Origin of the sequence: Methylobacterium phyllosphaerae (assembly GCF_001936175.1) — a bacterium.
In the GTDB taxonomy this organism is placed as follows: domain Bacteria; phylum Pseudomonadota; class Alphaproteobacteria; order Rhizobiales; family Beijerinckiaceae; genus Methylobacterium; species Methylobacterium fujisawaense.
The window spans coordinates 5,509,532-5,532,618 of the sequence record NZ_CP015367.1; the positions used below are offsets into that span (position 1 = coordinate 5,509,532).

18 protein-coding genes are annotated in these 23,087 nt (G+C 69.4%); 10 read left to right on the forward strand and 8 right to left on the reverse strand.

Going from position 1 to position 23,087, the window contains the following annotated elements; all coding sequences use genetic code 11:
• Positions 1–18 precede the first annotated feature (18 nt).
• The 3 genes from MCBMB27_RS25280 to MCBMB27_RS25290 are packed head-to-tail and all read right to left on the reverse strand — an operon-like array spanning position 19 to position 4,618.
• Complete coding sequence (locus tag MCBMB27_RS25280) at positions 19–1,245, reverse strand: glycosyltransferase family 4 protein (protein WP_083683707.1); 1,227 nt, start codon at positions 1,243–1,245, stop codon at positions 19–21.
• Positions 1,242–3,437: a GumC family protein gene (locus MCBMB27_RS25285; RefSeq protein ID WP_075381543.1), complete on the reverse strand. Its 2,196-nt coding sequence runs from the start codon at positions 3,435–3,437 to the stop codon at positions 1,242–1,244. Before MCBMB27_RS25285 ends, MCBMB27_RS25280 begins: the two co-directional genes overlap by 4 nt.
• Positions 3,438–3,448: 11 nt before the next feature.
• Positions 3,449–4,618, reverse strand: a complete 1,170-nt coding sequence (locus tag MCBMB27_RS25290) for a glycosyltransferase (protein WP_043755085.1) — start codon at positions 4,616–4,618, stop codon at positions 3,449–3,451.
• A gap of 162 nt (positions 4,619–4,780) precedes the next feature.
• On the opposite strand from MCBMB27_RS25290, the gene MCBMB27_RS29785 reads away from it, so the two are divergent.
• Positions 4,781–4,954, forward strand: a complete 174-nt coding sequence (locus tag MCBMB27_RS29785) for a hypothetical protein (RefSeq protein WP_159020373.1) — start codon at positions 4,781–4,783, stop codon at positions 4,952–4,954.
• Here the strand turns inward: MCBMB27_RS29785 and MCBMB27_RS25295 are convergent.
• Positions 4,930–6,018: an acyltransferase family protein gene (locus MCBMB27_RS25295; RefSeq protein ID WP_075381544.1), complete on the reverse strand. Its 1,089-nt coding sequence runs from the start codon at positions 6,016–6,018 to the stop codon at positions 4,930–4,932. The genes MCBMB27_RS29785 and MCBMB27_RS25295 overlap by 25 nt on opposite strands.
• Positions 6,019–6,404: 386 nt before the next feature.
• On the opposite strand from MCBMB27_RS25295, the gene MCBMB27_RS25300 reads away from it, so the two are divergent.
• The 8 genes from MCBMB27_RS25300 to MCBMB27_RS25335 all read left to right on the forward strand — a co-directional run bounded on the left by MCBMB27_RS25300 (position 6,405) and on the right by MCBMB27_RS25335 (position 16,173).
• Positions 6,405–6,659, forward strand: coding sequence for an acyl carrier protein (locus tag MCBMB27_RS25300; protein ID WP_043353394.1), 255 nt, complete (start codon positions 6,405–6,407; stop codon positions 6,657–6,659).
• Positions 6,656–7,819, forward strand: a complete 1,164-nt coding sequence (locus MCBMB27_RS25305; RefSeq protein WP_043353391.1) for an acyl-CoA dehydrogenase family protein — start codon at positions 6,656–6,658, stop codon at positions 7,817–7,819. Before MCBMB27_RS25300 ends, MCBMB27_RS25305 begins: the two co-directional genes overlap by 4 nt.
• On the forward strand, positions 7,819–8,775 hold the full coding sequence (locus tag MCBMB27_RS25310; RefSeq protein ID WP_170861853.1) for an amino acid--[acyl-carrier-protein] ligase: 957 nt from the start codon (positions 7,819–7,821) through the stop codon (positions 8,773–8,775). The genes MCBMB27_RS25305 and MCBMB27_RS25310 overlap by 1 nt, the downstream gene beginning before the upstream one ends.
• Positions 8,776–8,779: 4 nt before the next feature.
• Positions 8,780–9,751: a DUF1839 family protein gene (locus tag MCBMB27_RS25315; RefSeq protein ID WP_075381545.1), complete on the forward strand. Its 972-nt coding sequence runs from the start codon at positions 8,780–8,782 to the stop codon at positions 9,749–9,751.
• 8 nt (positions 9,752–9,759) lie between these two features.
• On the forward strand, positions 9,760–12,195 hold the full coding sequence (locus MCBMB27_RS25320; RefSeq protein WP_075381546.1) for a glycosyl hydrolase 2 galactose-binding domain-containing protein: 2,436 nt from the start codon (positions 9,760–9,762) through the stop codon (positions 12,193–12,195).
• Positions 12,185–13,966, forward strand: a complete 1,782-nt coding sequence (locus tag MCBMB27_RS25325) for an alpha/beta fold hydrolase (protein WP_075381547.1) — start codon at positions 12,185–12,187, stop codon at positions 13,964–13,966. The genes MCBMB27_RS25320 and MCBMB27_RS25325 overlap by 11 nt, the downstream gene beginning before the upstream one ends.
• Entirely contained in the window at positions 13,963–15,276 is a 1,314-nt protein-coding gene (locus tag MCBMB27_RS25330; protein ID WP_043354838.1) for a hypothetical protein, read from the forward strand. The genes MCBMB27_RS25325 and MCBMB27_RS25330 overlap by 4 nt, the downstream gene beginning before the upstream one ends.
• A gap of 72 nt (positions 15,277–15,348) precedes the next feature.
• Complete coding sequence (locus tag MCBMB27_RS25335; protein WP_075381548.1) at positions 15,349–16,173, forward strand: alpha/beta hydrolase; 825 nt, start codon at positions 15,349–15,351, stop codon at positions 16,171–16,173.
• Positions 16,174–16,295: 122 nt separating this feature from the next.
• On the opposite strand, the gene cydB is transcribed toward MCBMB27_RS25335, so the two are convergent.
• Both cydB and MCBMB27_RS25345 read right to left on the reverse strand, forming a co-directional pair.
• A complete protein-coding gene (gene cydB / locus MCBMB27_RS25340; RefSeq protein WP_043382212.1) occupies positions 16,296–17,309 on the reverse strand; it encodes a cytochrome d ubiquinol oxidase subunit II in 1,014 nt (337 codons plus the stop codon).
• A 5-nt stretch (positions 17,310–17,314) separates the two neighbouring features.
• Entirely contained in the window at positions 17,315–18,757 is a 1,443-nt protein-coding gene (locus MCBMB27_RS25345; protein ID WP_043382211.1) for a cytochrome ubiquinol oxidase subunit I, read from the reverse strand.
• Positions 18,758–18,949: 192 nt separating this feature from the next.
• Between MCBMB27_RS25345 and MCBMB27_RS25350 the strand changes: the two genes are divergently transcribed.
• Positions 18,950–19,762: a universal stress protein gene (locus MCBMB27_RS25350; protein WP_075381549.1), complete on the forward strand. Its 813-nt coding sequence runs from the start codon at positions 18,950–18,952 to the stop codon at positions 19,760–19,762.
• 171 nt (positions 19,763–19,933) lie between these two features.
• Here the strand turns inward: MCBMB27_RS25350 and MCBMB27_RS25355 are convergent, their stop codons facing one another.
• Positions 19,934–20,863, reverse strand: a complete 930-nt coding sequence (locus tag MCBMB27_RS25355; protein WP_236952818.1) for a substrate-binding domain-containing protein — start codon at positions 20,861–20,863, stop codon at positions 19,934–19,936.
• Positions 20,864–20,923: 60 nt separating this feature from the next.
• Entirely contained in the window at positions 20,924–22,633 is a 1,710-nt protein-coding gene (locus MCBMB27_RS25360) for a methyl-accepting chemotaxis protein (protein ID WP_075381551.1), read from the reverse strand.
• Positions 22,634–23,087 lie beyond the last annotated feature (454 nt).

Sequence of the window (23,087 nt, forward strand, 5' to 3'; positions counted from 1 at the left end):
GGAGGGATTGCCGGCCCGTCAGGCGCGGCCGGCGACCTGGAGGATGATGTCGGCGAGCGCGCGCTGCATCCGGTCCGCTCCGTAGCGGGACAGTGCCCGGTCCCGGGCGAGATCGGTTCGCGTCGCGAAGGCGTCGGGATTGTCGAGCAGCTCCGTCAGGGCGGCCGCCAAACGGTCCGGTCGCCGTGGCGGCACCAGCGTTCCGGCCGCCCCGCAGTCGAGAATCTCCGCAGAGGCACCCGCATCCGTGGCGACCACCGGCACGCCGACGCGCATCGCCTCGACGAGGGTGCGGCCGAACGGTTCCGGATCGACCGAGGGGTGCACGACCACGTCGACCGCCTGCATCAGTCGGGGGACGTCGTCGCGCTGGCCGAGGAACGTGATCCGGTCCGACAGCCGGTACTTGGCCACAAGGTCCCTCAGATGCGCCGCGTAGGCATCCTCGCCGAAGAGCGGCGCCCCCACCACGATGCAGTGGAAGCCGGGCAGGCGTGCGAGCGCCTCGATCAGCACGTCCTGTCCCTTCCAGGGCGCGATGCGGCTGAACACGCCCACGAGCGGACCCGCCGGCAGGCCGAGTTCCGCGCGCAGCGCCGCGGCGGGCCGGGGGTCGCGGTCGAGGTCGAGGCCGTTCGGCACGATACGGATCAGGGATCGGCGTCCCCCGCCCTGAACGAAGGCCCGCGCTGCGGCTTCGGACGGCACGATCACCCGGGTCGCGCAGAGATTGGCGAGGCACACCTGGGCGATGCGCTGGGCACGCCCGAAATGCGCGCTGTCGAGGATGTCGTGCAGGTGCCAGACCAGGGGGCGTCCGACGCAGCGCGCGGCGAAGGCGGACAGCAGGAAAGCCTTCTGCGAATTCGCGTAGACGACGTCGCAGGCGCGCGCCGCCCGCGCGATCTCCAGGGCCAGGGCGCCGAGCCGGCCCAGCACCGGCAGGGCGCTCAGGGGCGAGGCATCCCGCCGGAGAGCCGCCAGGGAGGTCCGACGCCGTGCAAGACGGATCTCCAGACCCTGCCCGCGCAGGGCGTCGGTGAGGGCGCCGTCCTCGAACAGGAAGGCGGTCGAACCCGCCCATGGCTGGACGGCGTCGCGGAGCACCAGTTCCGCTCCCGACATCGTGCCGGTGTGGCTGACGAACAGAACGCTGGGACGCGCGGCGATCCCGGACCGGGCGGCCAAAACCCGGTCGACGGAGCCACGCTCCGGAAGCGTCGCGGCGGGAAGGACGTCTGTCATCGGGCGCCCGCGGCCGTGCGTGGATCGGGCAGCGGCATCACATCGTAGGTCGGTTGGGTGCCCGGCCGGACCATCGTCATCGCGATTCCGAGCACGTGTCCGCCGGCGCGGCGCAGGTTCGCCACGGTCTCGACGGTGTCGGAGAGCTGCGAGCGGCCGTAGCGGGCGCAGCAGAGCACCCCGTCGACGTGGCGGGCGAGCGTCGGCGCGTCCATCAGGAGGCTGGTGGGCGGCGTATCGAGAAGGACAAGGTCGTAGCGGCGGCTCCAGTCGAGAAAGCCCGCCATCCGGTCGCTCATCAGAAGCTCGGTTGAGTCGGCCGTCGGCGTCCCCGCCGGGATGACGTCGAAGCGCCCGGCCGGGACCACGGCCTCGGCCGGGTCGATCTTGCCGCGGAGCACGCCGCCGAGGCCCGGCCCGCGGCCGAGCCCGAGCGACGCCTCGAAATTCGGGCGCCGCAGGTCGCACTCGACGACGAGGACCCGTCGCCCGCCGGCGGCGCCGATCCCGGCCAGCGCGAAGGCCGTGAACGACTTGCCCTCGCGCGGCTTCGCCGAGGTCACTAGGATGACGCGGGACTTGCCGGAGCCTGCCAGGACGAGATGGGCGTGCAGGTTGCGCAGGACGTTCTGCATCACCGGATCGACCCGCGCCCGCGCCAGGGCCTCCGGGAGGTCGAGCGCCCGCTGACGCTCGGAGAAGCGTCCCACCAGCCCGGCTGGCTCCAGGCTGGGCAGCTGCGCGAAGACTGGGGCGCCGGTGCCGGCCATGAGCTGCGCGGAGCTGCGCACCCGTCGGTCGGTGTAGTCGCGCAGCAGCGCGGCAGCGGCGGCGAGGACGCCCGCGAGCACGAAGCCGCCCGCCAGGAACGGCACGGCCTTCGGCGAGAACGGCTCCTGCGGCAGCTCGGCGAGGCTGACCAGCCGCGTGCTGCCGGTGAGGATGCGCCGCTCGGTCTCCAGCTCGCCCGCCCGCTTCACCAGATCGGCGTAGCGGGTGCGCTTGATCTCCGCGTTGCGGACCATGCCCTCGATCGAGGCCTCGTCGTCCATGGCGGCGGCGGCGTCGGTCTTGGCGGTTTCGAGCTGGGCGCGCAGCGACTTGGCGAGGGCGTTCGACGCCTCGTAGGACTTGCGCAAGCCCTTCGCCACGTTGCCGACCTCCTGCTCGATCCGCGTGCGCAGGCTCGCCTGCTCGGTCTCGAGCGCCCGGATGACCGGGTGGCTCGCCCCGAGCAGCGTGCTCTGGTTGGCGAGCTGCGCACTGACGCCGCTGAGTTGCTGCTTCAGGGATACGACGGTCTGACTGGCCAGCACCGCCGGGGCACTGTCGGCGCCGCGAGCGCCCTTGTTCTCGATCTCGCTGAGACGCGCGGCGGCATCCGCCTTGGCCGCCTCCGCAGCGGCAAGCTGCTGGCTGATGCTGGTCAGTCGCTCGGCGCTGATCGGGGCCGTCGAGCCCTTCAGCAGGCCCTTGCGACGGCGGAAGGTCTGGATCCGGGTCTCGTCCGCGCGAATCGATGCATCGAGCTGGCTGATCTCGGCATGCAGCCAGTCGGCGGCCGCCTTCCGGCTCGAGGCCTGCGTCTCGCGCTGATCCTCCAGGAAGGCGTTGATCAGGCCGTTGGCCATCGTCTGCGCCGTGTCGGGCAGCGGCGACTTGTAACCGATGGTGATAATGCGCGAGCGGCCCGAACTCAGGACCGTGTAGCGTTTCTGAAGATACTCCACGAGGGCGTTGCGATCCGTCGTGAGCTTCGTACAGGCCGCTTCCTTCTTGGCGCTGATCTCGTCGGGATGCCCGCGGGTCGCCGCAGAGCGGCACTCGGCCATGACGGCCGCGATCAGGCCGTCGTCGATCGCGAGACGCAGCAGCCGGGGCGAGCGGATCACCAGGATCTGGCTCTCGATATCGGCCGGATCGCCGATCTTCTGGATCCAGGCCATGGAGGCGTTGTTCGCCCCGGGCTCCGCTTCGGCGACGATCACCGAGCCGCTCGCCACGTATTGGGGCTGAATCATCAGCAGGGCGGTTACGGCGAGGCCGAGGATCCCGACGAACACCGCTGCGAACAGGTAGCGGCGATGCCAGATCCGGGAGAGGGCGGCGGCCAGCGGGCCGCCGCGCATCGGCTCCTGGGGGAGGGCGCGGACCGGCGCCCGGTCGGCCAGATCGACAGTCAGGAAGGACATGCGGCGCGTCCTCAGCCGACGGCTTCGAGCCGCGGCAGGATCCGCGGGCGCGTCTCGCAGGCGGCTTGATGGAGAGCCATCTGCTGACCGACGAAGCTCGCGAAGCGGCTCCGGAACAGCTCGGCCGAGAACATCTCGGCCTGCGCCCAGCAGGCCTCACGGGTGAACAGGCTTTCCTGCTGCAGGAACCGGCCCACGCAATCGGCGATGGCCTGCGGCTCCGGCGTGTCGAAGAACATCCCGGTGCGCTGCGGGCCGCGGACCTGAACCGTCTCGCGGGCGCCGCCGCGGCCCAGCGCGAGGACCGGCGTGCCCTCCGACGTGGCCTCGACCACGATGATCCCGAAATCCTCCTCGGCCGCGAAGATGAAGGCCCGGGCCGTGGCCATGAGGCGCCGCAATTCCCCGTCGGAGACGAAGCCGGAGAACGACACGTTGGGCCCGGCGATCTCCCGCAGCCGTGCCGCATCCGGCCCGGTGCCCGCCACCACGAGTTCGAGATCGGGAAGCAGGGCGAAGGCGCGGATCACGGCCTCGACGTTCTTGTAGGGCACGAGCCGGCTGGCCACGAGGAAGTGGTTGCCGCGCGGCCCGTCGTAGCGCTGGCTCGGCAGATTGATGGGCGGGTGGATGACCTCGGCGGTGCGGCCGTAGACCTTGTGGATGCGCCGGGCGACGAAGGCGGAATTGGCCACGATCGCGTTGGGTCCGGCCGCGGTGCGGAAGTCCCAGACCCGCATCCGGTGCAGGATGAGCCGGGCGAGCAGGCTCTTCATCCCGGCGTCGCAGCCGCTCTCCCTCAGGTAGGTATGCTGCATGTCCCAGGCGTAGCGCATGGGCGAGTGAATGTAGGAGACGTGCAGCTGGTCGGGTCCGGTCAGGACGCCCTTGGCCACCGCGTAGCTGCTGGAGATGACGAGATCGTAGGCCGAGAGGTCGAACTGTTCGATCGCGAGCGGCATCAGAGGCAGGTAGTTCCGGTGCCGCGTCCGCGCGAAGGGCATGCGCTGGATGAAACTTGTCCGCGCCTGCGTGTAGCCCAGCCGCTCCCGATCCTCTTCGGACAGGAAATCGAAGAGCGCGAAGACATCCGCGTCGGGATAGATCCGCAGCAGCTGCTCGAGGACACGCTCGGCGCCACCGACGATATACAACCAGTCGTGAACAATCGCGACACGCATCACAGCTTCCTCGTCGGCGCGCCAGACGCGGGACCAATCAATACTGTCTTGCCGCCCCCGCCTGTGACAGCGAGCAGAGGCGCACTGGAAAGAGTAATGGAGACATCGGCCCTAAAAAAGGGGTCACCGCCTCGACAACAGTTGGAAATAGGCCCTGTTCAGATGCGTAATACCGAGTGTAAACTTAATTTTTATGAATTAGTAACGTTAATGATCGGCATTCTCTGCACGGTCAGCGCGTGGCTTCGGTTTATGCACTGGCAGCGCAAGCCGGTCGCGGCCTGCGCCGCGGAGATCCTGCGTGGCGCAGGCTACGAGGCGATCGGCGTCGGCTGAGAGGCAGGACGCGTCCGTCGATGGAGCCGGTGTCGCAGGCCGGCGATCAGAGGGGTCTCGACATATCGGAACAGCACCTCTCCCGCGGCCACAGAGGCCGGAAACGCGATGCCGAAGATGAGAGCGGCACGCGCGTATCCGGGGGCGACGAGGAGCGCTGCGAGCTTGGCGGCGATGTGAAGCAGCAGGTTGTGGACCAGGTAGAAGGAGTAGCTGGCATTGCCTTGCGAGAGCAGCCAGCGCGATTTCAGCGCGACGCCGCCCTGCTCCAGAAGCAGCATCGCGCCGACGACGAGGACGGCCGCGGAGCCCCAGACCAGCGGCCGGGCGAAGCCAGACAATTCGGGGCTGGCGTCGAGCAGCGTGGTGGCGATCTGGCCGCCGAGGACGAGCAGCGCCGCCGCGGACAGGGCGGCACAGGCCAAGCGCCTGACCGGGAAGCCCGCGGGCGGGATGCCGAGGCGCAGATAGGCGTAGCCCAGGCCGATGCCGGCGGCGAACTCGATGATGATCGGCTTCGTGTAGTAGGCCCAGTACAGGCCCGGGACGGGCAGAAGTCCGAGCAGGATCAACGCGAGGAAGATTGCGGCCGCGCCCAGCGCCCGGACGGCGGGCTTCGGCACCAGCAGCAGGCCCGCGAAGATCACGTAAAAAAACATTTCGTAGTTGAGCGTCCAGCCGACGGAATTCAGAGGCTCGATGAAGCCTCCGCGGGAAAACGGCAGGAACAGCAACGACTGGATGAGGTAGTCCGGCCGGACCTCCATGATCCCGATGGGCTTCAGGCCGGTCAGCGCGATGAGCGCCAGGCCGATCGTGACGAGCCAGTAGACCGGGACGACGCGCGACGCCCGGCGGAGCAGGAACCCACCGGGGCTCTCACGGCGGCCGCTGGTGCTCACGAACATGATGAACCCGGACAGGACGAAGAAGACGTCCACGCCGAAGGCGCCGAAGGCCAGGAGATCCGGTCGCGGCAAAACCGGTCCGATATACAGGCCGTAATGCGTGAGGAAGACAAGGTATGACGCGACGGCACGCAGAATTTGAAGATTGTCGATCATCGCGCGCCGGCTGATGCCTGGGGCTCCGCCCGGGACAGGCGAAGCCGCAACCTTATGGCCACGATGGCCCCGCCACGTCACGACGAGTCCCGAATCGTCCTAAATGGCTCCTCATCCCGAACTGACGTCACGCCGCGCATTTAAGCGCGTAAGTTGCTGAATCCGCGAATTGGCGGGAGAGTCGGTCGCGAAATAAAGAGCCGGAAAGTGATCGTAAAGGTAGCGGCGGCCAATATAGGGCTCGGGCCGCGTGAGCTGCCTGGATACGCCGCTCGCATCCCCGTATCGCAACACGCGCACGGCTATTTACTATTAATCAATAGATAATTTGACGGCGGGCCGATCCATTCAATAGCGTCGTTATGATTGGAATAGGGAGTTCCGCCTTGAACATCGCTCAGGATATCCGTGAGATCCTAGGATCGAACGAAGCCTTCGCCGGTAAGGCCGACCAGCTCTCCGAGGATGACAGCCTGTTCGATCGCGGGCTGGATTCGTTCGGCTCGGTGCAGCTGATGTTGGCGCTGGAGGAGCGCTTCAACATCGAGTTCCCCGATGAACTCCTGAACCGCAAGTCGTTCTCGTCCATCCGCGCGATTCGCGAGGCCGTCTCCACGCTGATCCAGCAGGAAGCCGCATGAGCACGTTTGCCGCGCGCGCCGAGCGGGTGGCGGCGGTGGCGGCGCGTCACGCCGACGCCGTCGATCGCGAAGGCCGCTTCCCCGAAGAGGCGGTGGCGGCGCTGAAGGCCGAGCGCCTCCTCGGTCTTCAGATCCCGGGGCAGTTCGGCGGCGAGGGAGCGGGTCTCGTCCAGATCGCCGAGCTGTGCAGCACGCTCGGGCAGGCTTGCAGCGCCGCCGCGATGGTGTTCGCGATGCACCACATCAAGGTGTCGAGCCTCGTGACCCACGGGCTCGACAGCCCGTGGCACGGCCGCCTGATGGAGCGGATCGCCCGCGAGCAATTGCTGGTCGCCTCCTCGACCACCGAAGCCGGCATCGGCGGCGACCTGCGCAACAGCCTCTGCGCCGTGGAGACCACCGGTGAGGTCTTCGCCCTCGGCAAGGACGCGTCGGTGATCTCCTACGGCGCCCGGGCCGACCTGATCCTCGCCACGGCCCGGCGCCATCCGGACGCGGCGACGTCCGATCAGGTCCTCGTCGCGCTGATGGCCGATCAGATCTCCTTGGTGCGCACGGGGGATTGGGACACCCTCGGGATGCGCGGGACGTGCAGCGACGGCTTCCGCCTGGAGGCCCGGAACGTCCCGGTCGAGCAGATCCTGCCGAAGCCGTTCGCGGAGATCGCCGCCCAGTCGATGCTGGCCTCGTCGCACCTGCTGTGGAGCAGCGTGTGGTACGGGATCGCGACCTACGCGGTGGACCGCGCCCGCGCCTTCGTGCAGGCCGAGGCCCGACGGCGGCCCGGACAGGTCCCGCCCACGGCCCTGAGGCTGGCCGAGGTCTCCAACGCCCACCAGGCTATGCGCGGCACCATCGTGTCGGCCCTGCGCCGCTTCGAGGATGCGCACGGGGACGCCGACACGATCGGCTCCGTCGGCTTCTGCGTGATGCTGAACAACCTCAAGGTCACCGTCTCCGACATGGCGGTCGAGATCGTGCGGGGTGCGCTCGCGATCGTCGGTCTCGCCGGATACAGGAACGACACGCCCTTCAGCCTGGGACGGCCGCTGCGCGACGTCCTCTCCGCACCGCTGATGATCGGCAACGATCGCATCCTCGCCAACACCGCCAAGCTCCTGCTCGTGCAGAAGGGCAGCGGCCAGCTCATGAGTGCGTGATGGAATCGATCTCCTCTCCCGCCGGCGACGTCCTCCCCGAGGACGAGCCGGCCGGCGGTCCGACGTTCCTCGACCGCCTGTTCGACCACGGGCTGCTGGTCCGGACCGGCGTCGACGGCCTCTACGGCCGCAGCGGCGGCTTCGAGAGCGTCGTCAACGCCCTCGACCGGATGATCACGCGTCTCGGCGCCGCCGAGGGGGCCGAGGTGCTGCGCTTCCCGCCCGCGATGAGCCGGTCGGCCTTCGAGCGCAGCGGGTACCTCAAGGGGTTCCCGAACCTCGCCGGCACCGTCCACAGCTTCTGCGGCGACGCCCGCGGCCATGCCGAGATCCTCGCCTGTCTGGAGGCCGGGACCGACTGGACCGGCCAGCAGGAGGCCACCGACGTCGTCCTGACGCCCGCCGCCTGCTACCCGGTCTATCCGGTGGCTGCCGCCCGGGGGGCGCTGCCCGCCGCGGGCCGCCTCTTCGACCTGCAATCCTATTGCTTCCGGCGCGAGCCCTCGCTGGAGCCGACCCGGATGCAGCTCTTCCGCATGCGCGAATACGTGCGCATGGGCAGTCCCGAGCAGGTTCTGGCCTTCCGCGAGTCGTGGCTCGAACGCGGCACGGCGATGATGCGCGACCTCGGTCTTCCGCTCGCCATCGACGCGGCCAACGACCCGTTTTTCGGACGCGCCGGCCGGATGCTCGCCAACAACCAGCGGGCGCAGGGCCTCAAGTTCGAACTGAACGTCCCGGTCAACAGCGTCGACAAGCCGACCGCCTGTCTCAGCTTCAACTATCACCAGGACCATTTCGGCAGCACCTGGGACCTGCATCAGGCGGATGGCGCGGTCGCCCATACGGCCTGCGTCGGCTTCGGCCTGGAGCGGATCACCCTGGCGCTGCTGCGCCACCACGGGCTCGATCTCGCCGCCTGGCCTGAGGCCGTCCGCGCCGAGCTGTGGGGTTGAGGCGGTGACCGCCGCTCTGCGCCGGCCGGAGGGTCTCGGAGCCGCGGGACCCTACGTCCCGCACCCGCTCCACGGGTCCGGCCGCGATTGGCCGGAGACGAACTGCTACGTCGACCTCTGGATCGAGCTCCTGCATGGACGCGGCCTCGTGCCCGAGGCGATGCTGGGCTTCACCCTGCGGCAGGATTTCGAGGGCGACCAGTTCACCTTCTTCAAGCCGCCGCCCGGCGACATCGAGCGGCTCTACGGGCTGGAGGTGCTGGAACTCGCGGTCTACGGGGGCCTCGAGGCCCATGCCGTGCGTCAGGCGGAGGCCGGCCGCCCGGTACTGGTCGAAGTCGACGCGATCTATCTGCCCGATACCCAGGGGACGACCTACGGCCGGGACCACGCCAAGACCACGATCGGCATCCTGGCCCTCGACCCGGTGACCCAGGAACTCGATTACCTCCACAACGCCGGGCGCTTCCGGCTATCGGGGGCGGATTATGCCGGGATCTTCGCGCCGGCGCTGCTGCCGCCCTACGCCGAGTTCGTGAAGTCGGTCGCCTCGCCCCTGAGTTCCGCGGACCTGCCGGGGGCCGCCCGCGCGCTGCTCGTCCGGCATCGCGCCCGGGCGCCCCGCCGCAATCCCGTCCTGGCGTTCCGCGACGCATTGGCGGCGACGGCCGCGGATCTGGTGTGCCGGCCGCTCAGCGTGTTCCACGCCTACGCTTTCAATACGACGCGCCAGCTCGGCGCCAATTTCGAGATGCTCGCCAGTCATCTCTCGTGGCTCGAGGCGCGGGATGCCGGTGGGTTCGCGCCAGCGGCCGCGGCCGCCGCGGATGTGAGCCGCGAGGCGAAGGCCTTCCAGTTCCAGCTTGCCCGCGCCTTCCACCGCCGCTCGGCCGAGGGACTGGCACTGCGTCTCGACCGCCTCGCGGCGACCTACGACCGCGTCTTCGCCGACCTCGACCGCGCGCTGGACCGCTGAGAGCCGCGATGGCCCGCATCCGCTGCGTCGACGAGCGTGCGCCGGAGGTCCAATTCGGGCCCTGGCTGCTCGCCGTCACGCCGCCGGACGCCTGTGCGGGCCCCGGTGACCTCGACGCCGTGACCGGCTGGATCCCCGCCACCGTACCGGGCACCGCCGCCGCCGCCCTGCGGGCCGCCGGGCGCTGGAGCGAGGCCGCGCCGGAGCCGATCCACGATCGGGATGTCTGGTACCGGTCGCGCATCGCCGGGGCGGGCCCGGCTCGGCTTCGATTCGAAGGGCTCGCCACCCTGGCCGAGGTCTGGCTCGACGGCGCGCCGATCCTCTGCACACGCTCCATGTTCGAGGCGCACACCGTCGATGTCGAACTCGGCGGCGTCTCCGAGCTGGCGCTCTGCTTCCGTGCGCTCCGGGAGGAACTCGACCGACCGGCCAAGCGCGGGCGCTGGCGGCCCCGGATGATCACGCCCGGATCGCTGCGCCATCTGCGAACCAGCGTCCTCGGCTTCATGCCGGGCTGGTGCCCGGAGATCGACCACGTCGGCCCCTTCCGACCGCTGACTGTCGGACCGGTCCGACCCCGCATGGCAGCCGCGGATGTGCGTTCGACCCTCGAAGGCGACATCGGCCACCTGGCCGTGCGCCTGCGAATCGACGGGCGGACCGACTCGGTCATCCTCGCGTGCGGCGGGGGTGAAACCTGTCTGACCGAGGTCGAGCCGGGCCTGTTCGCAGGCGCGCTGGCGCTTCCCGGCATCGCGCCCTGGTGGCCGCACACCCACGGCGTGCCGAACCTCTACCCGGTCGAGGTGCGCGTCGACGGCGCACGCTTCGACCTCGGCCGCGTCGGCTTCCGAAGCCTGACGCTCACCCGTCCGTTCGAGGACGGCCTGTCGCTGGCAGTGAACGGCGTGCCGGTCTTCTGCCGGGGCGCCGTCTGGACGCCGCCGGATCTCGTCGGGCTGGGCTCCGACGGGACCCGAACGCTGCTCATGCGCGCCCGTGAGGCCGGCATGAACATGCTGCGCGTCCCGGGCACGACGCTCTATCCGGATTCCGACTTCTACAATCTGTGCGACGAATTCGGCATTCTGGTCTGGCAGGACCTGATGCTCGCCAATTTCGACTATCCGCACGCGGACCCGGCTTTCGCGTCCCAACTCGACCGCGAGCTGACGGGGTTTCTCGAGCGGACGCAGACCGCGCCGTCGCTCTGCGTGCTGTGCGGGGGCAGCGAGGTCTGGCAGCAGGCGGCGATGCTCGGCGCGCCCCGGGCCGTCTGGGCCGACACCTTCTGCGCGACGACTTTGCCGGCGCGCGCGGCGGATCTGCGACCCGATCTCATCGTCGTGCCGAACTCGCCCTCCGGCGGCGACGTGCCCTTCTCGCCGCGCGGGGGCTGCACGCACTATTTCGGCGTCGGCGCCTATCGACGGCCCTTGGAGGATGCCCGCCGGGCAGAACCTGGCTTCGCCAGCGAATGCCTCGCCTTCGCCAATCCGCCCGAACCCGGCACGCCGGGACCGACCGGACCGGCCGATCCGCTCTGGCCGGCCGGCATCCCCCGGGACCGGGGGGCCGACTGGGACTTCGAGACGGTGCGCGACCATTATGTCGCCCTGCTCTACGGCGTCGATCCGGCGGCGCTGCGCGCCGAAGATCCGGACCGCTACCTCGAACTCGGCCGTGCTGCGGTGGCCGAGGTGATGGAGGCGACCTTCGCGGAGTGGCGCCGCCCGCGCTCGCCGACGGCCGGCGGCCTCGTCCTGATGCTGCGCGACCTCGGACCCGGCGCCGGCTGGGGCGTCATCGACTGGACGCAGAGGCCGAAATCGGCCTGGTATGCGCTGAAGCGCGCCTTCCGTCCGGTCCAGGTCCTTCTCACCGACGAGGGCCTCGACGGCCTTCACGTTCACGTCCTCAACGAGACGGCAGCGGCCCAGGAGCTGACGCTGGCGCTGACCCTGTGCGATGTCGGGGGACGGATCGCAGCGCGGGCCGAGCGGGTCCTTCCGGTTGGCCCGCGGGCGGCCCTCACGCTCTCCTCTTCCGCCGTGCTCGGCCGATTCTTCGACACCACGGACAGCTACCGGTTCGGGCCACGGATCCACGATCTCGCGCATGCGCGGCTGAGCGATGCCGACGGCCGCGTGATCGCCGAGAGCTTCCACTTCCCCGGCGTGCGGCCAGTCCTCCGTGAGGCTGTCGGCCTGCGGGCCGAACCGGTCGCGACCGGGGACGGTCCGGGTCTGCGGATCAGCACTGAGCGCTTCGCCTGCAGCGTCCAAGTACAAGCCTCCGGAGTGTGGCCGGTCGAGAGCGGATTCCATCTCGCGCCGGGATCGAGCCGGATCGTCGCCTTCGCGGACGCCGCCCGGCTGCCGCGCGGGAGCGTGCGGGCGATCAACAGCAGCGAGATCGTGGAATTCGGTCATGACGCCTGAGGTCGAGTCCGACGCCGCGGTGCCGGTGACGTTCGATGGTCTGTTCGGGTGGCTTCATCCGGCCGCCGGACGGCGCGGCGTCGTCCTCTGCGGGACCTGCGGTTTCGAGCAGATGGCCGCGCACAGACCCTGGCGTTCGCTGGCCGAAGGCCTCGCCGCGGCGGGCTGCCCGACCTTGCGCTTCGACTACCCGGGGGAGGGCGACTCGGCCGATCCCGAAGCCGGAGGGATCCTGGCCTGCGTCGCGGCGATCCGGCGAGCCGTCCAGTTCCTGCGCGCAACGGCGGGCGTGTCGGAGATCGTCCTCATCGGTCTGCGTCTGGGCGCGACCTTCGCGGCCCTGGCGGCCCAGCACGAGGCCGTGGAAGGCCTCGTGCTGCTGGCACCGGTCACGACCGGGCGCGCCTATCTGCGCGAGATGCGGCTGCGGGCGCAGACCATCGGGCGCCTGCCGGACGGGTCGGTCCCACCACAGGAGGCCGACAGCCTCACCGTCGGTGGCTTCCGGATGGAATCGGTTGTCCTCGGTGAGCTCGCCGCCCTCAACCTCGAACGTCTCGAACGGGCGCCGGCGCGGCGCGCGCTGCTCCTGGCACCCAAGACCAGGACCCTGGCCGCCCACCTCGAAACCCTCGGCTCCACGGTCGCGACAGGGCCGTTCCCGGGTCTCGCCGCACTCGTCGGCGACCCGATCTTCTCCGATGTCCCGGCGGCGGATTTCGCGCGCGTCATCGCCTTCGCGACCGCGGGCGCGGGAGACAGCGGCCTGACGCGCAGCGGAACGGCCGTCGGCGCCCTGGCTTCGCCGCATCTGACCGGGTCGGGCTGGGAGGAGGAGCCGGTGCGGTTCGCCCGGGGCCTGTTCGGCATCCGGTGCCGCCCGGACCGGGCCGACGCGAATGCACCCACGATCGTGTTCGTCTCCACCGGCATGAGCGTGCATTCCGGATGGGGACGCCAGACCACCGATCTCGCCCGGCGTCTCGCCGCCGACGGAATCGGCTCGTTTCGGTTCGATCAGCGGGGCATCGGCGACAGCGCCGATCGAGCGGACGGCCGCAAGCCGCTCTTCGCGGCGGACGGATTCGCCGATGTGATCTCGGCCGTCGACGAGATCGCCGGCACGGGCGGCCCGATCCTGCTCGTCGGCGGCTGCAGCGGTGCCTACGCGGCCTTGCACGCCCTCTGCCGGGACAGCCGGGTGGACGGGGCCCTCCTGCTCAACCTCTACTGTTTCGACTGGGATCCGGATGAGGACCTTGACCAGGTCATCCGGCAAACCTTCGGGAGCGCCTCCACCTACGCGGCCCTGCTCAAGCGGGGCGCGACGTGGCGCCGGCTGATCCGCGGCGAGATTCGGATCGGCGCGATCGCCGCGGTGCTGGCCCGGCGCGGGATCGATGCCGCGTTCCGCCGGATGCGCCGGGCCATACGCCCCGGCCCGCCCGGCGGATCACCCGCCCGGCGGATCGCGGCCCTTCGCCGCCGGGGTGCAGAGATCCGACTGCTCTACAGCGCCGGCGATCCCGGTCTTGCGGCGCTCCGCCGCCACCTGGGACGCTCGCCCGGGAAGGCGGACCGCCGCCTCGGCGCGCCCGTGACGGTCGTTCCGGGCGTGGACCACAATTTCGGATCCCGTGAGGCCCAGGCCCGGCTCGCCGAGGCTCTGCACGACCTTCTGCAGGCGGTGCAACGGTCGAAGGCGACGCGCTCCGGCACGGCGGTTTCCGCAAAGCCCTGCCGTGTCCTCACCCTGGCGGGCCGGACATGACACGGCTCACGCGCCGTTCGGCGCTCGCCCTGGCAGCGGGATCCCTCGCGACGGGCGCCTTCGCGGCAGGTACCTTCGCGGCAGGGCGTGCCACGGCGGCGGAGCCGCTGCATCGGTGCGAGGCGCTGATCGATTCCATCGGCGTGAACGTGCATCTCGGCCATCGCGGCAGCCCGTATGTCGAGCGCTTCGCGGCCTGCATCGAAGCCCTCGACGATCTCGGCGTCCGCCATCTGCGCGACGATATCGTGCTCACCGGCGACGAGCCGGCTGGACAATTCGAACGGATCGCGGATCTGGCCGGCCGGGGCTACCGCTTCAGCCTGATCTTCTATGACGGGCTCACGCCGGGGCCGCGGGTAGCGCCGGAGCGCTTCGCCGAGATCGCAGGCTGGGCTGGCGCGGGACTTGTCGTGGCGGAGGGCGGCAACGAGCCCCCGGTGGCGACGCGGCCCGGTTTGGCGGGGCAGTCGGCCGCGCACCAAGCCGCCCTGTTCCGCGCCGTGCGGGCGGATGCCCGGGCCGGAACCGTCCGGGTCGCCGGGCCGAGCTACATCCAGGGCAACGTCGCAGCGGCGCAGAATCTTGCGGCCGTGATCGATTTCGCGAACATCCACGCCTATCCCGGCGCGGAGCCCCCGGAAACCGATGGCGCCGGCAGCCTCGCCCGCTTCATGGCGGCATCCCGTCCGGTCTTCGGCGATGCTCCGGTGTTGGCCACCGAGAATGGTTACCACACGGCGCTTGCCACCGGCGGCGCCCATCTGCCGATCTCGGCCGGTCTCCGGGCCCGGTACCTTCCGCGGATGCTGCTCTGGAGCTATCTGCAGGGGGTACGCCGCACCTACCTCTACGAGCTGATCGCCAGCTTCGATCGCGGCGACGCCGACCCCGAAAGCCATTTCGGCCTCCTCGCTCACGACGGCCGGCCGACCCCCGCCTTCCGGGCGGTTCGCAGCCTCGTCCGACTGTTCGGAGCGAATGCCGGCACGGTCGCCGCCGTTGCGGCCGATCGCGACGTCACATTGTCCGCTGCAGTGCCCGATCTCGTCTTCGCACGGTTCGCACGACAGGACGGGGCGACGCTCATTCCGATCTGGCTCGGCCTCGACGGCTGGGATCGGCGCAACCGGATCCCGCTTCCGGATGCGCCCGCGCGTCCCGCCGAGATCCGTCTGTCGCGCCAGCCGCGGCAAGTCAGGCTGCATCGCTTCGATGACGACGGATCGGTCACCGTCGCGAACCTTCCGGCGGACAGGCGCGTGCCGGTCCAGGTCACCGACCGCCTCGGCGTGATCGAGCTGACGTAGACTACATCCTGCCGGGACCGGCCCGCAGACCGACACACGCCCTCCCCTCCGACGTTCGCGGAAGTCGATCCCATGCTGAGCTATCTGGGCGATAAGATCGTCGGTCTGACCCTGGCAGTTCTGAATGTGCTTGCGCCCTTCGAGGTGCATGTGACCAAGGGGGTGGCCTACGCGGACGGGATCGAGCACCGCGCCGACATCTATCGGTCGGCCGCGCGGGGAGCGCGTCCGGTCGTTGTCTTCCTCTATGGCGGGGGATGGCGGACCGGGTCCAAGGATAAGGTCGCGTATGTCGGCGCCGCCTTCGCGCGGCGGGGCTTCGTTGCCGTGATCCCGGACTACCGCCACGTTCCGGCTGTCGGACTGTCAGACATCCTGGCGGACAATGCCGCCGCGGTCGCCTGGACCATCGCCCACGCGGCCGAATATGGCGGCGATCCAAGGCGTGTCGTGGTCGTAGGCCATTCCTCCGGCGCGTGGGCCGCCGCCATGCTGGGTCTCGATCCAACATGGCTGGAGCAGGCCGGCTCAAGCCCGGCGAAGCTCGCCGGCATCGTCGGATTGGCGGGCCCCTATGCGAGCGCAGCGCTGATGGAGCCGTTGGATCGTGAGGTCTTCGTCGGCAGCGATCCCACCCTGCAGCCGATCAATCATGCTTCGGACAGGCATCCTGCGATGCTGCTGGCCGCGGGCGCGGCCGATCTCGACGTCAACCCGGCCGGGACCCTGGCGCTCGACGGAGCCATGCGGGCCTTCGCCGGCGATGAGACCATGAAGATCTATCCCGGCCTGGGCCATGGCCAGATCGTTCATGCCCTCAGCTTTCCGTTCAGTCTCCGGTTCCCGGTCGCCGACGACGTCGCGCGATTCATCAAAGGGGCCCATGCCGGGCCGTGATGCGCCCGAGCCGACGGAGCCGCCGAGGCCCCGATCGGCTTCGCTTGGCCAATGAGCGCGGGCCGGTCCGAGACGCGCCGGCCCATCCTACCAGTGCCGTCGCGATGCGACCTGCGCCGGCCTCAGTGATAGCCCGGTGCTCCCGCCGCGACCTTGCCGCGGAACAGCCAGTACACGTAGGCTGTATAGACCAGGATCATCGGCACGAGCACGACAGCACCGGCCAGCAGGAAAGCTTGGCTGCTGGGATGCGTCGCCGCATCCCAGATCGAGATGGCCGGCGGTACGATCATCGGCCACAGGCTGATCCCGAGCCCGATATACGACATCAGGAACAGACCCAGGGCGCACAGGAACGGCGTCACCTCGGCGCGTCGCTCGAGGGCGACGAAGAAGCGCCAGGCGAGGACGGCGACCAGGGCGGGAACCGGGGCAGCCAGCGCGATATTCGGCCAGGACAGCCACCGGGCCCGGAACGCGTCGCTCAGGATCGGCATGGCGGCCGAGACGATCGCAATGGCCGCCAGCGTGACGAAGCCGAGTTGGCGTGCCAGCCGATAGGCCCGGAGCTGGAGTTCACCCTCGGTCTTCCAGATGAGCCAGCAGGCGCCGAGCAGGCCGTACCCGCCCACTAGGGCGATGCCCGTCAGCACGGAGAACGGGGTCAGCCAGTCCCACCAGCCACCCGCATAGGCGCGGCCCTCGACCCGGATGCCCTGGACCAGGGCACCGAGGCAGATGCCCTGGCAGAAGGTCGCCACGTAACTGCCCCACGAGAAGGACCGATCCCAGGCGCGCTGGCTTCGGAGAGTGGCGGCCCGGAACCGCATCTCGAAGGCGACACCGCGGAAGACCAAGGCCAGGAGCATCAGGATCAGCGGCATGTAGAGCGCCGGCAGGATCGTGGCGTAGGCGAGGGGGAACACTGCAAACAGGCCGCCGCCGCCGAGGATCAGCCAGGTCTCGTTGCCGTCCCAGACCGGGGCGACGGTGTTGACCATAAGATCCCGATCCGCCTTGCCGCGAACTGCGGGGAACAGGATGCCGACCCCGAGGTCGAAGCCGTCCATCACCACGTAGAGGAACACGGCCGTGGCGATGAGCAACGCCCAGATGAGGGTGAGATCGAGGGACATCGGGCCTACTCCGCGGGCTGGGCGAGGGGACGGCCGGCGCCGGGCGTGCCGGAGACCAGGGCGGGTGCGGGCGTGATGCCGGCGGTGCGGATCGGCTGCCCCGGGGGCGGCCCGGGCTCATGGACGTGCGGCGTCTGGTTGAACAGGTGCAGGAGGTACCAGATGCCGGCGCCGAAGACGGCGAGGTAGACCGCCGCGAAGGCCGCCAGGGAGGCCGCGACCGCCGGGGCCGCCACCGGGGAGACGCTGTCGACGGTGCGCAGCGCGCCGTAGACGGTGAAGGGTTGACGGCCCGCCTCCGTGACCGTCCAGCCGGCCGTGACGGCGATCAATCCGGACGGCCCCATGGCGACGGCGAAGCGGTGAAGCCACGGCGTGTCGTACAGCCGCCCCTGACGGCGCAGCCAGAGCGCGGCTAGACCCAGGGCGATCATCAGAAGGCCGAGCGCAACCATGATCCGGAACGACCAGAACACCAGGGGTAGGTTGGTCGGCCACTGATCGCGCGGGATGTCCCTGAGACCGCGAACCTCGCCGTCGAGGTCGTGGGTCAGATAGAGGCTGGCGAGACCGGGGATGCCGATCCGATTCTGCACCACGCCCGCATTCGCGTCGGGCCAGCCGAACAGGATCGCGGGGGCGCGGCGCTCGGTCTCGAAATGTCCCTCCATGGCGGCGACCTTGGCGGGCTGGTGCGCGTAGGAATTGCCGCCGTGCAGGTCGCCGATCACCAGCTGGGCCGGAGCCACCACGGCGGCCATCCACATGGCCATGGAGAACATCAGCCGCGCCTGGCGATTGCTCCGGTCGCGCAGCAGATGCCACGCCCCCACCGCCCCGACGATCATCGCGGTGGTGAGATAGGCGCCCGTGACCGTGTGGGCGAAGCGGTAGGGGAAGGACGGGTTGAAGATGATCGCCAGCCAGTCGGCCGGTTCGAAGCGCCCGTCCGGCCCGATGGCGTGGCCGGTGGGCGTCTGCATCCAGGAATTGGCCGATAGGATCCAGAATGCGGAGGTCAGCGTGCCGAAGGCGACGAGGCAGGTCGCCAGGAAGTGCAGCCCCTTGCCGACCCGCTCCAGGCCGAACAGCATGACGCCGAGGAAGCCCGCCTCCAGGAAGAAGGCCGTCAGAACCTCGTAGCCGAGCAGGGGGCCGAGCACCGGCGCCGTCCGGTCGGCGAAGACCGACCAGTTGGTGCCGAACTGGTAGCTCATGACCAGTCCGGAGACGACGCCCATCGCGAAGGCCACCGCGAAGACGCGGAGCCAGTACCGATAGGTATCCAGATAGACGGCCTCGCCGGTCCTGAGCCAGAACCCTTCGAGGACCGCGAGATAGCTCGCAAGTCCGATGGTGAAGGCCGGGAACAGGAAGTGCCAGACGACGGTGAGCGCGAATTGGGCTCGCGCGAGATCGACTGCACTCGGCAGTTCGAGAGCGGACATCACGGTCTCCCAGGGGACGAACGGGCCGGATGTGCCGCAGCTTGAGCGCTGCCGCGTTGATTCAGCTCAAGGCCGGAGCGCGCGAATCCGACAAGCCGGTGCGGTGGCGATTGCGCTGGATCAAGGCTGCGGCCCCTCCCACCGACCATACGGCTCTGGTCGGGGCCGTGTGTCGGTCGCGCGGAGACCGCCATGTCCTATGCCAACATCCTCGTTTCCGTGGACTTCGCGGAATCGACGCCCGACCGCGTGCGGCTGGCGGCGGCCTTGGCGCGCCGCTTCGATGCGACGCTGACCGGCGCGGCCGCCGCCGAGGTGCCGGCCCCCCTGTTTGCCCATGACATCCGCGACGCGCAGGCCCAGCACGAGCGCCTCAAGGCCGAAGTCCTCGTGGACCTTGAGCAGGCGCAGGCGATCTTCGCGCGCTGCGCAGGCGCGGCACCGCGGACCGCTTGGTGTGGCGGCCTCGACCGGCCGTCCGCTCATCTCGTGGACAAGGGCCGTGCCGCCGACCTGATCGTCGTCGGCCGGGCCGGCGAGAGCGAGATCGACCCCGGGCCGTTCGGCGTGGCGATCGCGCCGGTTCTGATGGAGGCCGGACGGCCGGTCCTCGTCGTTCCCCCGCGCGTCAGAGGGGAGCCGGGCCGGCGCATCGTCGTGGCCTGGAAGGATTCGCCGGAGGCGCGACGGGCGGTAGCCGGGGCCCTGCCGTTCCTGCGCTCGGCGGATCGGGTCTTCGTCGCCACGGCGGGCGAAGGCGCCCGCCTGGAAGGCGCGGACGAGGTGGCCGCTCATCTCGCGCTCCACGGCGCGTCCGTCGCCACGCATCTGTTGTCTCCGACGGTGAGCGATGGCGACGAGATCCTGCGTTTTGCTCACGACCAGCAGGCTGACCTGATCGTCATGGGCGCGTACGGCCACTCACGCCTGCGGGAATGGATCTTCGGCGGCGCGACACGCCACATCCTTCACGCGACCAATGTCTGCTGCCTGATGGCGCATTGACGGGCCTGCGGCGATGCTTCGTCGTCGGGGATCGGTCATCCGCACGTCGCCAGACGAAGCCGGATCATCCGCGCGACCCGAGCGGATGACCGTGCGGGCCGCGTCCTTGCTCCGCAGGCGCGGCCTGCCGGGACGCCACGCGGCACCGGACGGGAGAGGTCCGCGCCGGTTCTAGCGGGAGAAGTGGGTTGTCGACATCCGGTCCGTGACGAGTTCGGACGGCACCCAGTCGAATTGCGGCACCGGCTCATGCCGGATCAAAGCCAGGGCATCATCGATCGCACGACGGCCTTGTAGGCTCGCATCCTGGTGGATCGTTACGGCAAGCCGTTTGTCCTGCATGGCCTGCATCCCGGCGGCGGTCGCATCCATGCCGCCGATCAGGATTTGGCCCGCCGATATTCCGGCCGCCTCCGCGGCTTCGGCAGCACCGATCGCCATCTCGTCGGTGACGGCCGCGATCGCATCGATGGCCGGCTTCCGGGCGAGCCAATCGGCTACGGCGGCTCGGGCCGCCGAACGGTCGCAGTCCACCGCCGCCTCCGCGACCAGCCGGAGGCCCGGGGATTCGGCCAGGACCTCCTTCACGCCCTCGGCGCGAAGCGTCGACCCGGGGTGCGACGTGCAGCCCGCGAGAATCCCCACGCGGCCCCTCCCGTCGAGCATCTGCCCAAGCTTGCGCATCTGCAACCGCCCGGCGACGAGGTCATCCGGCTGGACGAAAGCGACTCGTCCGGCGAACCAAGCCGAACGGGGTGCGCCGTTGACGGCGACCAGCGGAACATCCGCCTCTTGCGCCAGACGGATGATCGCGGCCCAAGCCGACGAGTCGACAGGGCTCACCACGAGCGCGTCGACCTTCTCGGCGATGACGCGCCGGGCCTGCGCGATCTGCTGCGCGCCCGCGCCTTCCGGCGCATAGTCGAAATGCACCGTTATCCCGCGCGCCACCGCGTGCTCCTTCAGGCTGTCGTGCAGAAGGCGGGTGAGGGCCGCCGGCGGAGTCATCAGAACGGCGATCGTGGTGGCAGACGCCGGTTTCGCGCAGACGATGACGGCGAGAGCCCCGGCCCAGGCGGCTCGTCGCAGGCGCGAGCGCATCTGCGCCCGATCTGTCCGGCCCATCACGCTCGCTCCGTTCCTGTCGTTCCGTGCCCCGCATCAGGCCGCGCGGAGATTGTCGAGAAAGCCTGCGATCTCGCCGCCGAGACGTTCGGCGTCCCGCGACAAGCTGCGGGCCGCGGCCAACATGCCGGCCGCGACCGTGTCGGCCTCCGCGGCCGGATCGGTTGTTCCTGTGATGTCGAAGCCGGGTTCCACGGCGTCGGCGGTACAGGGTATGACGATCTGGACGGCCTCCCGCGCTGCAGCGCCCTGCTGCTCGACGGCGACGGCGATCGAAGCCGCCGCCCGGCTCATGTCGGCGACCCGTGCGGTGATGCCTGCGATCGCCGACGTCGCCTCGACAGTCGATCCCTGCAATTCGGCCACGTGCCGGCCGATGACTTCGGTGGCCTCTTTGGTCTGTCCCGCCAGGGTCTTCACTTCGGCGGCCACAACCGCGAATCCGCGCCCTGCCTCACCGGCCCGCGCGGCTTCGATCGCGGCATTGAGGGCGAGGAGATGGGTCTGGGCGGCAATCTTGGTGATCATGCGGACCACTTCGCCGATCCGGTCCGCGGCGCCGCTGAGGGCTTGAACACGCGAGAGGGTCTGTTCCGCCTCCACCGCCGCGCCACCCGCCAGGGACGCCGTGATCTCGGCTTGGCGATTGACCTCGTGGGCCGCAGAGTTGAACGCCCCGGCAGCGGCGGCAATCCGCCGGACGTCGGACTGAGCCTGTTCCGCTGCGGCGGCCATCGTCGCCGCGTGACTCGTCGTCAACGTGACCATCTCGCACAGTCTCTCGGCCGTGGCGCGCAGCTCCGCCGAGTCGGATGACACGGTCTCGACAACCCCGCCGATCTCGGCTTCGAACCGCTCCGTCATGTTGCGAAACGCCTCACGGCGTTGCTGTTCGCGGTGCGCCTGCACTCGGGCCGCCTCCTCTTCGCGGCGTTCGGCGTGCCGAATCCTGTCCTCACAGGCCCTGAGAGCCCCCGCCATCGCGCCGAGTTCGACGTCCTGCATCAGGGTGGAAATCGGAACCGTCGACCCGTTCTCCGCCCATCGCCGCAGGGTGGCGGTGATCGCCAACACCGGTCGAACGACATGGCGCAGGACGATCCACGCCAGCCCGAGGCTGATCGGTGCAGAGGCCGACACGGCCATGGCGAGCGCCCACCACGCCATCCGGCCGGTTGTATCGACGGTCTTGGCTTCTTCGGCGATCCTGCCTTGACGGTTCATGAGCAACGCGTCGACCGCCTGCAGAAGCGCTGCCGCATCGGCCTCCAGCACCGTCGACAGGACCTGGTCGGCCAGTTCGCGTTCCCCGGCCCGGTCGAGGGCGGCCGCCTCGGCCCCGACAGCGAGGACGTGCTGCCAAGCTACGCGCAGAGTTTGCGCCAGCTTTTGGTCATCGGGCGCCGTAACGGTCGAAAGATACGCGCTCCAGGCGGCCGAGAGCGATCGATGCGCCGCGTCGATCTTGACGAAGCTTTCACGACGGGCCTCCTCAGTCGGCGCAGCGTGCGCCAGAACCGCAAGCGTCCGAAGATCCTGACCCCGTTGCTTGATGGTGCCGAGCAGGGTCGTGGCCTTGATCTCACCGGCCAGGGTGCGACTCGCTGCTTCGACGATGCCGATCCGGACTGCCGAGACCAATCCGATACCAATCGGAACACTGAACATCGTCACGGCAAATGCGATAACGATCGATCGAACGCTTAATTCACGCCGCAGCCCAAGAAATGACAGACGCACATGCATCCAATGATTTCCGATAAGATCATTGCACTATCTTCTATGCAATAATCTCTCCGAAATCAACGCTCGTATATAGACAGTTGTTATATTTGAAAAAAACTATAGTAAAACATACTTGCCTCGCAAAATATGGGCAGATCAAGAAAATATAATGATATTAGCATCTATTACTCTTTAGATGACCGTCTCATTTGCGGGCGGACGATCTCCGCAGATTGAGTGTCGCGCGTCGCAAATCTGATCTGCCTGTGGGCGGCACACGCCGCGCGTCGCGCTGCGGCACGCCGCCGATCCCATCCGCACATCGCTTGCACGCCGGATCGGCCGCGCCGCCTGCCGAGCGCCGCAGATGCGTCGCTCAGTCTACCCCGCCAACGCCGGGCGAGACTGCGTCTGCACCGAGGTCAGAGCGGCTTGGTCTGCTGGGCGCGCATCCACAACAGGCCGGCCAAGCCCA